Annotated in this window: 14 protein-coding genes; 12 read left to right on the top strand and 2 right to left on the bottom strand. The window is 42.1% G+C overall.

The window, feature by feature from the left end; genetic code table 11:
- The first annotated feature begins 100 nt into the window (after positions 1-100).
- The 4 genes from PW220_RS07240 (at position 101) to proC (ending at position 6,138) form a co-directional block, all read left to right on the top strand.
- Positions 101-2,575 carry a bifunctional DnaQ family exonuclease/ATP-dependent helicase gene (locus PW220_RS07240; protein WP_398582925.1) on the top strand — a complete coding sequence of 825 codons (2,475 nt, stop codon included), beginning with the start codon at positions 101-103 and terminating at the stop codon, positions 2,573-2,575.
- Between the two features lie 167 nt (positions 2,576-2,742).
- On the top strand, positions 2,743-3,819 hold the full coding sequence (gene proB, locus PW220_RS07235; protein ID WP_248054989.1) for a glutamate 5-kinase: 1,077 nt from the start codon (positions 2,743-2,745) through the stop codon (positions 3,817-3,819).
- A gap of 285 nt (positions 3,820-4,104) precedes the next feature.
- Complete coding sequence (locus PW220_RS07230) at positions 4,105-5,343, top strand: glutamate-5-semialdehyde dehydrogenase (protein WP_248054990.1); 1,239 nt, start codon at positions 4,105-4,107, stop codon at positions 5,341-5,343.
- Between the two features lie 9 nt (positions 5,344-5,352).
- Positions 5,353-6,138 (top strand): pyrroline-5-carboxylate reductase, encoded by a 786-nt coding sequence (gene proC / locus PW220_RS07225; RefSeq protein WP_248054991.1) that lies wholly within the window; start codon positions 5,353-5,355, stop codon positions 6,136-6,138.
- Between the two features lie 285 nt (positions 6,139-6,423).
- On the opposite strand, the gene PW220_RS07220 is transcribed toward proC, so the two are convergent.
- Positions 6,424-6,828 carry a TetR/AcrR family transcriptional regulator gene (locus tag PW220_RS07220; protein WP_248054992.1) on the bottom strand — a complete coding sequence of 135 codons (405 nt, stop codon included), beginning with the start codon at positions 6,826-6,828 and terminating at the stop codon, positions 6,424-6,426.
- Between the two features lie 126 nt (positions 6,829-6,954).
- On the opposite strand from PW220_RS07220, the gene PW220_RS07215 reads away from it, so the two are divergent.
- Complete coding sequence (locus PW220_RS07215) at positions 6,955-7,809, top strand: DegV family protein (protein WP_248054993.1); 855 nt, start codon at positions 6,955-6,957, stop codon at positions 7,807-7,809.
- 113 nt (positions 7,810-7,922) lie between these two features.
- Here PW220_RS07215 and PW220_RS07210 read toward each other — a convergent pair whose 3' ends face one another.
- Entirely contained in the window at positions 7,923-9,182 is a 1,260-nt protein-coding gene (locus tag PW220_RS07210) for an aminotransferase-like domain-containing protein (protein WP_248054994.1), read from the bottom strand.
- Positions 9,183-9,301: 119 nt separating this feature from the next.
- Between PW220_RS07210 and yaaA the strand changes: the two genes are divergently transcribed.
- The 7 genes from yaaA (at position 9,302) to PW220_RS07175 (ending at position 16,341) form a co-directional block, all read left to right on the top strand.
- Entirely contained in the window at positions 9,302-10,030 is a 729-nt protein-coding gene (gene yaaA, locus PW220_RS07205) for a peroxide stress protein YaaA (protein ID WP_248054995.1), read from the top strand.
- Positions 10,031-10,139: 109 nt separating this feature from the next.
- Positions 10,140-11,579 carry an LCP family glycopolymer transferase CpsA gene (gene cpsA, locus PW220_RS07200; RefSeq protein WP_248054996.1) on the top strand — a complete coding sequence of 480 codons (1,440 nt, stop codon included), beginning with the start codon at positions 10,140-10,142 and terminating at the stop codon, positions 11,577-11,579.
- 17 nt (positions 11,580-11,596) lie between these two features.
- Positions 11,597-12,286, top strand: coding sequence for a Wzz/FepE/Etk N-terminal domain-containing protein (locus PW220_RS07195; RefSeq protein WP_248054997.1), 690 nt, complete (start codon positions 11,597-11,599; stop codon positions 12,284-12,286).
- Positions 12,287-12,295: 9 nt separating this feature from the next.
- Positions 12,296-12,991 carry a tyrosine-protein kinase gene (locus tag PW220_RS07190; protein WP_248054998.1) on the top strand — a complete coding sequence of 232 codons (696 nt, stop codon included), beginning with the start codon at positions 12,296-12,298 and terminating at the stop codon, positions 12,989-12,991.
- A 41-nt stretch (positions 12,992-13,032) separates the two neighbouring features.
- Positions 13,033-13,764, top strand: a complete 732-nt coding sequence (cps4B, locus tag PW220_RS07185) for a capsular polysaccharide biosynthesis protein Cps4B (protein ID WP_248054999.1) — start codon at positions 13,033-13,035, stop codon at positions 13,762-13,764.
- A gap of 29 nt (positions 13,765-13,793) precedes the next feature.
- Positions 13,794-15,620: a polysaccharide biosynthesis protein gene (locus PW220_RS07180; RefSeq protein WP_248055000.1), complete on the top strand. Its 1,827-nt coding sequence runs from the start codon at positions 13,794-13,796 to the stop codon at positions 15,618-15,620.
- A gap of 268 nt (positions 15,621-15,888) precedes the next feature.
- Complete coding sequence (locus PW220_RS07175; RefSeq protein WP_248055001.1) at positions 15,889-16,341, top strand: Fic family protein; 453 nt, start codon at positions 15,889-15,891, stop codon at positions 16,339-16,341.
- The last annotated feature ends 38 nt before the right edge of the window (positions 16,342-16,379 follow it).

Raw genomic sequence — 16,379 nt, 5'->3', positions numbered from 1 at the left:
TCCTCACAGAAACGGTTTTTATATAAGTAGTCTAACAAAAAAATCCAGTGACTTCATGGATTTTGTTTGAGGCTTTTTCCTGACGGTCGATTGTGCTATAATGAACAGTATGAAAGATACGCGAACAAGCAATCGGTATGCCGTTGTCGATTTGGAAGCAACAGGTACAGGTGCCGATGCAAAAATTATTCAAATCGGGATTGTTCTGGTTGAAAACGGAGAAATTATTGACAGCTATGCGACGGACATCAATCCCTACGAGCTACTTGATGACCATATTAAAAATCTGACGGGCATCACAGACCAGCAGTTGGAACAGGCTCCTGATTTTGGTCAGGTAGCTGGAAGAATTTATGACATGATTGGAGATGCCATTTTTGTAGCCCATAATGTCAAATTTGATGCCAATCTCTTGGCAGAAGCTCTTTTCTTCGAAGGCTATGAACTGCTGACACCGCGCGTGGATACGGTGGAATTGGCACAATTATTTTTCCCGACATTTGATAAATACAGTCTGGGCAATCTAGCAGAGCATTTGGACTTGGGGTTGGACCAGGCACACACGGCTATTTCAGATGCACTGGCAACGGCTCGACTTCTTATCAAAATTCAAGAGAAAATCAAGAGTTTGCCTCGAACTGTTGTTGATAAAATTCTTGATTTGGCGGATAATCTGCTCTTTGAATCCCGTCTGGTCATTGATGAACTGGTGCCATACCTAGAAGAAACGATTTCGACCAGTTTAGAAAGTGTTCACGGCTTGGTTTTGAGAAAGCCAGTCAAAGCCCAGCCAGCCTATCATCTGTCAGAAGATTTTGCGACCAATATTGCCCTTCTAGGTCTACACGAACGTAAAAAACAAACGGCCTTTGCTCAAGTGGTTGAAAAACGATTGGCTGATGTGGAACAAGTGCATTTTATACAGGCTCAGGCAGGCTTGGGCAAGACCTACGGTTATCTGCTGCCCTTGCTTGCCAGGTCAGAAAAGCCTCTCTTGGTGACGGTGCCGACCAAGCTTCTTCAAGAGCAGATTATGGAAAAAGAGGGGAGTAAGCTGAGAGAGATTTTCCATATTTCCATGGCTTCCCTCAAGTCGCCCAAGCATTTTATCAAATTGGATAGTTTTTGGAAAACCTTGCAGCGTCAAGATGATAACCGCTTGGTCAATCAATTTAAGATGCAGGTCCTTGTCTGGCTGACAGAAACTACAACAGGTGATTTGGACGAGCTCAAGCAGAAACAACGCTACCAAGCCTACTTTGACGAGATTGCTCATGACGGAAACTTGGAGCCTACCAGTCTTTTCTGGGGTTGGGATTTTTGGCAAGGTTTGAATCAGCAAGCCCTATCCAGCAGGGTTCTCATTACCAATCATGCCTATTTCCTCAGTCACCTCAAGGATCAAGATCCTCTGATGGACAATCGTTTGGTGGTCATTGATGAGGCTCAGAAATTCCTCTTGGCTGCCGAAAATCTGGCGATGGACTCTCAGGAACTTACAGCTCTATTACAAATATTGCAGAGTAAAAAAGATAGGGCGGATAAGGTTCTAGACCAACGTCTCTATGAGTCCTGTCAATTTGAGCTCAACCACCTCTTGAATCGTTTTCGCCAGTATGGTCAAAGGGAAATAGCAAAAGAAGACTTAGGTCAACTCAAGCAGAATTTAGCTGAATTACAGGACATTGACTTGCAGGACCTGGCTCAACTCCTAGACTATTATGACAGTTTTTGGCTGGAAGAAAAGTATCTTGAGGACAAGCGGATTGCTTATTTGCGGGGTTCCAAGGACAGCCTCTTGAATGTGGCTACTTACCTGCCAGACACCAAGATTTTCTGTATCAGCGCCACCTTGACCATCAGCAAGAAGGTCAGTCTGGCCAATCTACTGGGCTTTGAGCGGGTCACCATGGACTTGCTCCCTACACAAGCAGTGACCAACCAACAGCTACTCTTTCCGACCAATCTCCCTGATATCCTGGCTGGTTCCAAGGAAGAGCACGCTGCCTATTTGGTGCATTCCTTAGGGAAAATAGCAGAGCTGGGCAGACCGATTTTGGTCTTATTCACCTCTATTTCCCTGCTTTTACAAGTGTCGGATTTACTAGAAGACAATAACATTCCTCACCTAGCCCAACATAAGCATGGACAGGAAATGACCCTAAAACGCAAATTTGAACGGGGTGAATGTCAGATTTTACTGGGCACAGGTGTATTCTGGGAGGGAGTTGACTTTGCCAGCCAGGACCAATTGATCCAGGTCATTACAAGACTGCCATTCGACAATCCCAAGGACCGTTTTGTCCAGAAAATCAATCACCATCTGCGTGAAGAAGGCAAGAATCCATTTTACGATTACAGCCTGCCCATGATGATGATCAAATTAAAACAGGCCATCGGACGTACCAATCGGCATGACAAACAAGATTCTGTGGTCTTAGTATTGGATCCTCGCATTCATACCAAGCGATATGGACAACAAGTTCTTTCCTTCTTTGAGAAAGAGTATCAAGTTTTAAGCATGAATGAGAAGGAAATAGAAGGGCTCGTTCAGGATTTTTTTGAAGAAGTATAAGGGAGCAACAAGGCTTCCTTTTCTTTTAGTGTTTGAAAATATTACATTTTGTCAAGCTCCTCTTCATTAGGAATGATTTCCTTTGCTCCATACTACATACCAGTGATTTTATTTATGATTAAAATATGGTATAATTTTCCAAATATTAGTTTTTGTGAGAAGAGATTATGACAGAAAAAACGATTGTATTTAAGGTAGGAACCAGCTCTCTGACCCAAGAAAATGGCAGTTTGGACCGCATTAAGATTGCTCGGATTACCAATCAGCTAGCTCAGTTGCATCAGAAGGGTTACCAGATTGTGTTGGTGACTTCGGGGTCCATTGCTGCTGGTTTTCGGAGATTGGGATTTGACAAACGACCGACCAAGATTGCGGAGAAACAGGCTTCTGCGGCCGTTGGTCAGGGCTTGCTGATTGAGGAATATACACAGAACCTGATGAAAGACGGGATTGTGTCAGCTCAGATTTTGTTGACCCAGGATGATTTTGCGGATGCCAGACGCTATCAGAATGCCTCTCAGGCCTTGCAGGTCTTGCTCAAACAGCGTGCTATTCCTATTATCAATGAAAATGACACCATTGCTATTGAGGAGATTAAGGTGGGGGACAATGATACTTTATCTGCCCAAGTGGCTTCTCTCTTGAAAGCAGACCTCTTGGTGCTCTTGACGGATGTGGACGGACTTTACACGGCCAATCCTAACAGCGATCCCAACGCCAAACATTTGCCAGAGATTAAGGAAATTACGGAAGACTTATTTGCCATGGCAGCAGGAGCAGGAACGTCCAACGGAACGGGCGGCATGACTACCAAATTACAGGCGGCGCAGATTGCGACCAAATCGGGCGTACCTGTCTTTATCTGCTCGTCCAAGGAGGATACGGCCCTTTTACAAGCCGTCACCCAAGCCAATCGTGGCACCCTCTTTTTAGCTGATGACCACGCCATGAACCAACGCAAGCAGTGGATGGCTTTCTATGCTCGGACAGATGCAGCAGTTGAGGTGGATGCTGGTGCGGTTGATGCCATGTTGCACCAAGGACGCAGTTTGTTAGCTGCTGGTGTCAAAGCCCTAGAAGGCGACTTTGAAGTAGGACAGGTCGTGGAAGTTTACAGTCAAGCAGACCACCGTTTGATTGGTAAAGGGCGGGTTAAACTCTCGTCCCGGGACTTGCAGGACCAGTTGGCAAATGGCAGAGCGGAAGGTGTGTTTATTCACCGCAACGATTGGGTTAGCTTATAGTCGTTCAGTTTATCTTTTATTACTTAGACGCATGAGGAAACTTCGTTTCTTTATTTCCAACTTCAAACACTCCACCGGATTGTTTGAACTCGCTTTGCCGTACTTGGTAGAAGTAACTTGCTTAGCAAGTGCAATCTCCAACCTTGTACAGTCACTCGACTGTACAAGCAGCCTGCAGCTTTTGGTGCGAACATCATTCGCTTTATTTCTGACCTCCAACAGTCTATTCCTAGAATGTTGGAGCAAGTACTAAAAGCAAACTGAAAGACTAAATAGGAGAAAAATATGACAACAACACAAGCATTATTAGACAGTTTATTGGTCCATAAGGCCTCTATCAATCTAGCGACAACCGAACAAAAAAACCAGGCCCTATCAGCCATGGCAGACCAGTTGGTTGCCCAAACTGAGGAAATCCTAGCAGGTAATGCCGTCGACATGGAAAATGCCCAAGGCAAGATTAGCCAAGTCATGCAGGACAGATTACTCCTGACAATAGAGCGGATTGAAGCCATGGCAGACGGTATTCGTGCCTTGATTGACTTGCCAGATCCTGTCGGGCTGGTCTTGGAAGAATCCACTCGGACAGACGGGTTGAAGATTAGTAAGAAGTCTATTCCTTTTGGCTTGGTGGGGATGATTTACGAAAGCCGTCCCAATGTGACTTCAGACGCCGCAGCCTTGGCCATCAAGAGTGGTAATGCGGTTATCTTGCGTGGAGGAAAGGAAGCCTTTCATTCAGCTCAAGCTATTGTCACAGCCCTCAAAGCTGGTTTGGAAGAAGTTGGCCTATCACCTAAGGTCATCGAACTAGTCCAAGATACCAGCCGAACCTCTGCGACAGAGTTGATGACGGCAAAAGGCAAGATTGACCTCTTGGTGCCTCGCGGTGGTGCAGGGCTCATTCAAGCTGTTGTGGAAAATGCGACAGTGCCAGTTATAGAAACAGGCACAGGCATCTGCCATGTCTATGTAGATAAGGATGCAGACTTGGACAAGGCCTTGCAGATTGTGGTCAATGCCAAGACTAGTCGTCCATCTGTCTGCAATTCGGCAGAGGTTTTACTGGTTCATGAAGCAATTGCCAGCCAATTCCTACCTCGTTTGGAAGAAGCTCTTTCTGGTCAGGTAGAATTGCGGGCTGACGAGAAGGCTCAGGCTCTCCTCAACCAATCCACACCAGCAGGCGACCAAGATTTTGACACGGAATTTCTGGACTTTATCTTGGCTGTTAAAGTCGTTTCAAGTGTGGAAGAAGCTATCAGCCACATCGCTCAGCATTCAACAGGGCACAGCGAGGCCATTGTGACGGAAAACAGCCAGACGGCAGACCTCTTTACGCTCTACGTAGACTCGGCGGCAGTCTATGTCAATGCCTCGACCCGCTTCACAGACGGTGGAGAGTTCGGTCTGGGCTGCGAGTTGGGCATCTCCACTCAGAAGATGCATGCCCGTGGTCCTATGGGCTTGCGTGAGATGACCACCTACAAGTACATCATCACAGGCGACGGCCACATTCGTTAGGAGGTCAAGATGAAGATTGGATTTATCGGACTGGGCAACATGGGAGCGGCATTGGCTTATGCAGTCAGTCAGCAGCCAGATACCCAGCTCCTCCTCAGCAATCATAACCCAGCAAAAGCCCAGGCTCTACAAACTCAGCTGGGCGGTCAGCTTTTTTCTAATGGGGAAATAGCAGAGCAGGCCGAGGTCATTTTCCTTGGGGTCAAGCCTCACCTGATTCAGTCAGTCTTGTCAGGCTTACAGGACCAGATCAGCCAGAATTCCTCAGCTATCTGGATTTCTATGGCAGCGGGTGTGACCCTTGACAGCCTGGCAGAATATGTATCGGCAGACCACCTCATTCGCATCATGCCCAATACACCGGTCGCTATCGGCCAAGGCATGACGACCTACAGCTTGGTCAATCAAAATCTCGCTCCGCTATTGGAACAAATCCTAGAAAAATCAGGCAAGGTCCAGCAGGTGCCAGAGAGCCTGATCGACGCAGCGACGGCTATCGCAGGCTGCGGACCAGCCTTTGTCTATCAGATGATTGAGGCTTTGACGGATGCCGGTGTGCAAAATGGGCTGACGGCCCAAGATGCTAAAGTTTTGGCGGCTCAAACTCTGGCAGGAACTGCCCAGATGGTCTTGAACAGCGACAAGCACCCAGCCCAGCTCCGACAGGAAGTGACCTCGCCAGGAGGCTCGACTATCGCAGGCGTGGTAGCTCTTGAAAAAGAAGGCTTCCGTTACGCCATTATCAAGGCAGTCGCCGCCGCCCTCAAAAAGACGAGAAAATTGGGTAAAAAATAGATTTGATATAGAAAATTTTTGGTTGCAACGTATTTTTCAGTCTTATAGTCTTATAGTCTTTTAGTTTACTTTTAGTACTAGGCAACGAGCTGTAGGCTGTACTGAAGTACGGCAAAGCGAGTTAACGACGTAATAAAAGAAAAACTAAATGACGATAAGACCGATGGAAACGGTTGGCGGTTACGATATACTATAGTCAATCCTAAATATTTTCATAATCTCCTTAAAAACTTGGCTATTTTGGTCAAGTTTTTTTGGTGAGAAAGCACAAAAAAACAGGACTTTTTAATCCCGTTTTGTTTTTTCTTTGATCCATTGACTGACATTGGAAAAGGTTTTGCTTTGCTCTGCCTTGCGTTTTTGCTCCTGGACAAACTCTGCAAAACTCTGCTTGACGCCCTCCTTTTGAACCTTGTCCTGCAAGTCTTGCCATTTCTTCTTAAGGTTGCTAGAAGTCCGCTCGTAGTAGGTTTCTAAAATCTCTTCTTTGGACTTGTAATTGCGGTAGAAGGCATTGCGTGATACGCCAGCCTTTCTGACCAACTCGGATACTGATATCTGCTTGATGTCCTTTTTTTCTAGGAGAAATAGCAGAGCTGTTTCGATGGATTCTTTGGTCAGTTGATTGGTTTCTTTATTGGATTGATAGAGATTTTTTAAAGAAGTTGGTGAAATCTTACGTTCTGCCATAGCTTTCCTTTCCTGACTGTTACATCTGAAAGAAAATGCTTTCAGAAGGACTAGTTTAATGATATAATTGTAAGGAAATAGTCTGCTATTGTCAAATAAAAAAGTAATACTAGAAATGAGTAGAACATGAAAAAATGGAAAATCGTTGCAGATTCAGGCTGTGACTATCGTCAGTTAAATAACCTTGCCCCTGATACAGAATTTGTCAGTGTGCCCTTGACCATTCAGATTGGTGCAGACACCTTTGTTGACCAGGCTGACTTGGACATTGACAAGATGATGGAGGTGATGTACGCCTCTTCTGAAGCAGCTAGTTCTGCCTGTCCAAGTCCACAGGCCTATCAGACAGCATTTGAGGGAGCGGAAAATGTTGTTGTTATAACCTTGACAGGTGGTTTGTCAGGTAGTTTCAATGCTGCTCGTGTGGCGCGTGATATGTTTGTCGAGGAACATCCTGAAGTCAATATCCATCTCATTGATAGCCTTTCAGCTGGCGGAGAAATGGATCTCATTGTTGATGAAATCAATCGACTGATTTCGGCTGGTTTGGAATTTGATGAGCTTGTACAAGCCATCACCGCCTACCAAGAAAATAGTAAATTGCTCTTTGTCCTTGCCAAGGTTGATAATTTGGTGAAAAATGGTCGTCTCAGCAAATTGCTTGGAACAGTCGTTGGCCTTCTCAATATCCGTATGGTTGGGGAAGCAAGTAGCGAAGGGAAGCTAGAATTGCTCCAGAAAGCGCGTGGTCATAAGAAATCTGTCACAGCTGCCTTTGATGAGATGAAGAAGGCTGGCTATAAGGGCGGTCGTATTGTCATGGCTCACCGTAACAATGCTAAGTTCTTCCAACAGTTTTCAGACTTGGTCAAGGCTGAATTTGCTAGTGCAATCATCGAAGAGGTACCGACATCAGGCCTTTGCTCTTTTTATGCAGAAGAAGGCGGTCTTTTGATGGGCTATGAAATAAATTCAAAATAAGAGTTCATTTTGAAAATGACTTAGGTACAAGAAAGGTCCTCAAGCTATAGGTTTGAGGACCTTTGTTTCGCAATACGGTATAGCTAGTAGGGGATCTATTTCAAATGTTGTCCTCACATTGTCATTTTCTCTAAGAATGTTTCCAATCTTGTCTTAAACTCACTAGTGTACTGGATTTGTAGAAAATCGTGGTCCTCTCCAGAAAAGAAGGCGGCTCCTTCAAGTTGTTTCTCTATAAATGGACTGACCTGACTTTTTTTCAGCTGGAAGGTCACGCTTCCTTTGGAAATGCGATAGGGAATATTTAGTTTAGTTTCGTCCATGTTGGTCTGTATATCTAACCACTGGGCATGATGAACCTGATGGAGATTTTGGGTATTGCGGGCAAACATTCCATTGTCGATATAGAGGGAAAGTGCCTTCTGCATGATGAGGTTGGTATCGTAATCAATCAAACTCTTATGTTTAATAAAAGCAGGCTTCAACTGCTGGGGCAGACTGATAGCACCAATCCGAAGGGCTGGAAAGAGTGTAGGGGTAAAGGATTTGATATAGATGACCATATTATCGGTGTCTAGATAGTGGAGGGGCAAGCTTTTACTAGAATCAAAGTCCGCCAGATAATCATCTTCGATAATATAGACCCCGTATTTCTTAGCTAGCTTCAGAATGGCAGTCTTACTTGCTGTATCGTAGGTACTTCCCAGAGGATTGTGCAGACGGGGAATGGTGTAGAAGAATTTAATTTTTCCAGTTTGAAAGATTTTTTCCAGCTTGACCAGGTCAATACCATCAAAATCCCGTTCAATTGTCTGATAGGGAATAGCTTGGTGTTGCATCAACTCAACCATCCTGGAATAAGTTGGATTTTCTAGCAATATTTCAGTTTTCTCAGATCCGAAATCCATCTGGGTCAAGATATAGAGGGCCTGTTGACTACCAGCTGTAATAACCAGTTGGTCTTTTTTTGTGTAGACATGATAGTTAATCAAGAGTTGTTGGACAGAGGAGATTAACTCAGCAAGCCCTTCTTGCTGATGGTAGTAGTTAAACAGATAGTTCTCCCGCCCAATCAGACTTTCATGTAGGCACACTCGAAAATCCTCATAAGGCAGCTCCTGAAAATCCGCAGGGTCTAGTTCAACCATTTGGTTTTTAGAATCTTTGTCTTCCAATATATAGTAGCCGCTCTTTTCTACTGCGTAAATCTTGTTTTGGTATTTTAGTTCCAACATGGCCTTCTGAACAGTGTCCTTACTGCACTGGTAGTTCTGACTGAGTTGTCGAATAGAGGGCAGTTTTTCACCACGTTTAAACTGATTGTTTTCAATCCCCTCCAAGATATCTTGAATAATTCGCTGGTACTTATCCATTGTAACTGTCCCCCTACAGAAATAATTAAGACTAGTATAAGGTAATTTTTTTGGAAAAACAAGGTCGAGCCAGATGATTTACTTTGAGAAGTCAAGTAGTTATATGGTATAATGAGGGAATGAAAATCATTATTCCTAACGCCAAAGAACTAAATACCAATCTGGATAATCAAGCCTTTCAAACCCTGTCTGATACCAGCATATCGGTCCTAGAGGCTATTGGTCAATATAGCCTAGAGGAGCTGGCTAGTTTATATAAATTATCCGAGGACAAGGCCCAGTTAGAACTGGATCGATGGCAGAGGATTAGGCAAAGTCAAGCCAAGTCTTACCCGGCCTGGCAACTATATGATGGTCTTATGTATCGTTACATGACTAGAAGGGACCTGACAGCAGAAGAGGAGAACTATCACAAGAAGCATGTACGGGTGGCAACAGCCTTATATGGTCTCATTTCTCCATTTGAACTCATTTCACCCCATCGTCTTGACTTTCAGGGAAATTTAAAGATTGGTAAACAATCTTTAAAACAATACTGGCGTTCCCATTATGATGCAGAGGTGATTGATGAGGATGTCCTGCTCTCACTTGCTTCGTCAGAATTTGAACAAGTCTTTTCACCAAAAGTGCAGGAAAAATTGGTCAAGGTTATTTTCAAGGAAGAGAAAAATGGTCAGCTAAAAGTCCATTCAACCATTTCTAAAAAAGGGCGTGGTCGGATGCTTTCATGGCTGGCTAAACATGCCATTCAAGATATTGAAGATATAAAAAGATTTGATGTCGATGGTTTTCAGTTTTATCCTATCGAATCCAAGAAAAATTTACTGGTTTTCTTAAGAAATGGCTAATGTTTTTTAAGAAAATTGAATAATAGCGATTTCAAGAGCAGATTCTGCTATATGAATAAAGCTTTTATATGATATAATAGAAGGGTTATAAGCATAAGGAAGGACTATTATGAAGAATAGAAGCAGGAAGAGGGAAACATTCAATTTTAATTGGATTAACTGGGCCTTATGGGCTTTGTATGTCAGTGTCCTCATTATCCTTTTATTAACTATCTATAAATACAATATGTTGAACTTTCGATATCTGAACCATATTGTAGCAAGTGTCTTAATCGGTTTGGCTTTGGTGACGGCCTGGCTAATTTGGCGAAAACAACTCCATGTTTTCACGACCGTTTTTTTGATCGTATCTGCTATTGTTACGGCTGCAGGAACATATGGGTTGCGAGAGCTTGTTGATTTTTCTAGCAAATTGAATTCCAGCGCCTCATTTTCAGAATATGAAATGAGCATTCTGGTGCCAGCTAACAGCGATATTACAGATGTTAGTCAGGTATCTAGTTTACTGGCTCCATCAGAGTATGATCAAGAAAATATTGCCAGTCTCCTAAATGATGTATCTACTAGCAAGTCAGTTCAGCTGACAACCAGTCCAACAAGTTCCTATCTGACGGCTTATCAATCTATGATAAATGGTGAAAGCCAAGCCATGGTATTAAACGGAGTTTTCACCAATATTTTGGAGAGTGAAGACCCAGATTTTTCTTCCAAAGTGAAGAAAATCTACAGTTTCAAAATGTCTAAACCAGTTGAAACAGCGGTAAAACAAGCTAGTGGCGATAGCTTCAATATCTACATTAGTGGTATAGATACTTATGGGCCAATAACCTCTGTATCGCGTTCAGATGTCAATATTATCATGACCGTCAATCGTGCGACACATAAGATTCTTCTAACAACAACCCCTAGGGACTCTTACGTGGCCATAGCTGATGGCGGGCAAAACCAGTATGATAAGTTGACTCATGCAGGAATTTACGGGGTAAATGCTTCTGTCCACACCTTAGAAAATCTCTATGGCATTGATATTAGCAACTATATTCGACTAAACTTCACCTCCTTCCTCCAACTGATAGACTTGGTTGGTGGGGTAGATATCCAAAATGAACAAGAATTTACAAGTGGTGGACATCACTTTCCTCTAGGAACGGTTCATTTGGATGCCGAGCGCGCCTTAATTTTTGTTCGTGAACGCTATTCTTTAGCCAATGGAGATAACGATCGCGGTAAGAACCAGGAGAAGGTTATCGCTGCTTTGATCAAGAAACTTAGTTCGCCAGAGAATTTAGGTAACTATCAGGCTATTCTGAAAGGTTTGGAAGGTTCTATTCAGACAGACCTAAGCCTAGAAACGATTATGGATTTGGTCAATAGACAATTGGAATCTGGGACACAGTTTACAGTCGAGTCTCAAGCCTTGACTGGTTCGGGGCGCATGGATTTACCATCCTATGCTATGCCAGGTTCTCAACTATACATGATGGAAATTAACCAAGATAGTTTGAACCAAGTAAAATCAGCTATTCAAACTGTTTTGGATGGACAATAATAACAATAGGAGAAGTTATGAATAATCAAGAAGTAAATGCAATTGAAATTGATGTGCTGTTTTTGTTAAAAACAATTTGGAGAAAGAAAATCCTCATCTTCCTAACCGCAATGATTGGGGCAGGAGCTGCCTTCGTCTATAGTGCATTTTTGGTTACTCCTCAATATGATTCCACAACACGAATCTATGTAGTTAGTCAAAATGTGGAGGCTGGTGTTGGATTAACCAACCAAGACCTCCAAGCAGGTACCTATCTGGTAAAAGACTATAAAGAAATTATTCTTTCGCAAGATGTTTTAGCGCTTGTGTCATCTGATTTGAATCTTTCAGAAGATTTAAAAGAAAAAGTAACTGTTTCTATCCCAGTTGATACTCGTATTGTTTCGATTACTGTTCGAGATGCTGATCCGAATAAAGCGTCGCGTATTGCTAATAGTTTGCGGGCTGTTGCAGCGCAGAAGATTATAGATGTTACCAAGGTTAATGATGTCACAACTTTGGAAGAAGCTGTACCAGCAGAAGAGCCCTCAACGCCACTTACTGAGAGAAATATTGCGATTGGCTTGGTAGCAGGTGCCTTTCTTGCCATTGCCCTGGTCCTTGTCGTAGAAATTTTAGATGATCGTGTGAAGAGACCACAAGATGTTGAAGAAGTATTAGGTATGCCACTCCTGGGTGTGGTACCAGATTCTAAGAAATTGAAATAGGAGAACAATATGGCAACTTTAGAAATTGCGCGTACGAAAAAAGAACTTGTTAAAAAAACAGAAGAATATTTCAATGCCATTCGAACCAATATCCAATTAAGCGGTTCAGACATCAAGGTAGTTGGTATTACTTCAGTACAATCCAATGAAGGAAAAAGTACGACGGCTGCTAGCTTAGCAATTGCCTATGCTCGCTCAGGTTATAAAACGGTTCTTCTTGACGCAGATATTCGAAATTCAGTTATGTCTGGTTTCTTCAAGCCAACAACAAAAATTACAGGCTTGACAGACTATCTGGCTGGAACGACAGATTTATCACAGGGCTTGTGTGATACTGATATCCAAAATTTGACTGTTATTGAGTCTGGAAAAATTTCTCCAAACCCTACTGCCCTCTTGCAGAGTAAGCATTTTGAAAACTTGGTTGCGACCCTCCGTCGCTATTACGACTACGTTATCGTAGACTGTCCACCTTTAGGAATGGTTATCGACGCGGCTATTATTGCCCAACGCTGTGATGCTATGGCGGTAGTCGTTGAGGCTGGAAATGTCAAACGTTCATCTGTTAAGAAAGTAAGAGATCAGTTGGAGCAAACTGGGACATCATTCCTTGGTGTCATTTTGAACAAATATGATGTGACAACCGAAAAATATGGTGATTATGGTAATTACGGAAACTATGGTAATTATGGAAAGAAAGCCTAAGGTAGTAAAGATATATCATCAATAAGAGAGGGACTTGAGAGATGATTGATATTCATTCGCATATAATCTTTGGTGTGGATGATGGTCCAAAGAGTATAGAGGAGAGCCTGGCTTTGATTGGCCATGCTCACCGTCAAGGAGCGCGCTTTATCGTAGCAACCTCCCATAGACGCAAAGGCATGTTTGAAACACCTGAAAAGGTGATCATGGCTAATTTTCTTGAACTGAAAGAGGCTGTAAAAGCAGCTTACCCAGAGGTTCGGCTGTGTTATGGGGCTGAAATCTACTATAGCCGTGATGTTTTAGAAAAGTTAGAAAAGAAAAAACTACCAACTATCAATGGTTCACGCTACGTCTTACTAGAATTTAGTATGAGAACTCCTTGGAAGGACATTCAAGAGGCCGTTCATGAGGTGATGTTATTAGGAGTAACACCCTTACTCGCCCATATTGAACGCTACGATGCTCTGGCTTACAAGGCTGAGCGTGTAGAGGAGCTGATCGACAAAGGATGTTACATGCAAGTTAATAGTAGCCATGTTTTGAAACCAGGATTAATTGGTGATAAGTCTAAAGAGTTTAAGAAACGTGTTCAGTACTTCTTAGAAAGAGACCTTGTTCACTGCGTTGCAAGTGATATGCACAATACTACAACACGTCCACCATTTATGAAGGATGCTTATCAGCTGATTGCCGAAGAATATGGCCAAGATAAAGCAAAAGCCTTGTTTAAGAAAAATCCGCTAATATTATTAAAAAATCAGGTCTTGTAGGCTGTTTGTGCTAGATTGTGGAGAAGAAAATGGATTTAGGAACTGTTACTGACAAACTTTTGGAGAGAAACAGTAAAAGATTAATACTAATGTTTATGGATAGCTGCTTAATCATCCTATCCATGATCTTAAGTAGATTATTTTTAGATATTATTGTAGATATTTCGGACGATAGATTTTACTTAGCGGTTTTATTTATTCTTATCTTCTATCTAATAATATCCGTTAGATTAAAAGTATTTTCACTAATAACAAGATACACTGGTTATCAAAGTTTTATTAAAATTGGCCTGAGTTTATTTTCAGCCCACGTTATTTTTTTGATACTTTCAATAATCATCTGGCAAACCTTTAGCTATCGATTTATTTTGGTGTCAATCGTTCTATCATTTGTCATGCTGATCACTCCACGTATCATTTGGAAGGTGATGCATGACACGAAGAAAAACGCGCTTCATAAGGCGGATAGCCCTTTGCGAATTCTTGTTGTGGGTGCAGGAGACGGTGGAAATATCTTTATCAATACCGTTAAAGATAGAAAGTTGAACTTTGAAATCGTGGGTATTGTTGATCGAGATCCAAATAAACTTGGGACCTTTATTCGCAATGTCAAGGTTTTAGGAAATCGAAATGACATACCTCGATTAGTAAAAGAATTAGCTGTTGATCAAGTAACAATAGCTATTCCGTCTTTAAATGGTAAGGAAAGAGAAAAAATTGTTGAGATCTGCAATAGCATAGGTGTAAAAGTCAATAATATGCCAAGTATTGAGGATATACTGGCAGGTAATATGTCCGTCAGTGCTTTCCAGGAAATTGATGTAGCAGACCTTCTAGGCCGTCCAGAAGTTGAGTTGGACCAAGAAGAACTGAATCACTACTTTGAGGGGAAAACGATTCTTGTTACAGGAGCTGGAGGCTCTATCGGATCAGAATTGTGTCGTCAGATTGTCAAGTTTTCACCAAAGAGATTGCTTTTGCTGGGACATGGAGAAAATTCTATTTATCTCATTCATCGTGAGTTATCTGGAAAATGCCAAGACAAGCTCGAACTCATCCCTCTTATAGCGGATATTCAAGATAGAGATTTATTATTTGAAATCATGGCTGAATATAAACCGGATCTTGTTTATCATGCTGCAGCCCATAAGCATGTTCCATTGATGGAATATAACCCACATGAAGCAGTAAAGAATAATATTTTTGGGACAAAGAATGTGGCTGAGGCAGCCAAAGCAGCTAGGGTTGAAAAATTTGTAATGGTTTCGACCGATAAGGCAGTCAATCCACCAAATGTTATGGGGGCGACTAAGCGGGTAGCAGAAATGATTGTTACTAGCCTGAATGAACCTGGACAAACACAATTTGCTGCAGTACGGTTCGGAAATGTTTTAGGTAGTCGCGGAAGTGTTGTGCCTCTGTTTAAGGAACAAATCAAAAAAGGCGGTCCTGTTACCGTTACTGATTTTAGAATGACTCGTTATTTCATGACAATACCAGAAGCCAGTCGTTTGGTTATCCAAGCAGGACACTTGGCTAAAGGTGGTGAAATTTTTGTCTTAGACATGGGTGAACCAGTACATATCATAGAACTAGCTAGAAAAGTTATCTTATTAAGCGGTCATACTGAAGATGAAATTGGAATTGTGGAATCTGGGATTCGTCCTGGAGAAAAACTCTATGAAGAGTTACTATCCACTGAAGAACGTGTTAGCGAACAGATTCATGAAAAGATTTTCGTAGGTCGTGTAACCAATAAAGCAGATGAGGTAGTTCAAACTTTTATTGATAGTCTATTATCAAAAGATAAGATTGAATTAAGAAACGTCTTGCTTGAATTTGCTAAGCAAGAATAGAAGAAAGTAAAAGTTATTTTTACTTTCCTAGAGTTTAAATAATATTTAGATTCTAGGAAGGTTGGAATACTTTCCTAAGGTAAGATATGTTAGGTCATAGATTATTAGATGAAAAGAATTAAGGTTTGAAAAGTGGTCTATATCATAAGAATCAAATAGAGCTGGCTTTCAATTCCAATTATATATAAGTAGTCAGCTGACGCATGACCAGACACGGTATATCTATGAGACCAATACGATTGGTTTTGAAGACAATCCAACCATAAAGGTGGATGATATTATCGAAACGACCAATCATTTTACGGCTGTCGATTTTTTATTAGATAGCTTTCAAGATAATTTGAATGAAACTTGGATAAAGGAGATTCATGCTATCTTAAAGAGAGGCACCTCTGATTCTCGGAAGTCATGGTTTCAAGTCGGAGACTATAAGTCGTACCCAAATGAAGTCGGCGGACGTGAAACGACTCTACCCGAGTATGTGGAGTCAGGCATGCAAGAATTACTTAGAAATTATCATGCTCTATCCCCTACTTCCTTTGAGGATATACTGGACTTTCATGTTCGATTCGAACGTATCCATCCCTTTCAAGATGGTAATGGTCGAGTTGGTCGGTTGATTATGTTTAAAGAGTGCCTCAAACATGGGCATGTGCCCTTCATCATTGGTGATGATATGAAATACTTCTATTATCGGGGGCTTTCTGAATGGGGAGAGTAGGATGGATTTTTATTAGATATTTGTCTGACTGCACACGA

The sequence above is a fragment of the Streptococcus sp. 29892 genome (assembly GCF_032594935.1).
Classification (GTDB): Bacteria; Bacillota; Bacilli; order Lactobacillales; family Streptococcaceae; genus Streptococcus; species Streptococcus hyiners.
Note: the sequence above shows the minus strand (reverse complement) of the source record. Positions and strands in the feature narration are given on the sequence as shown.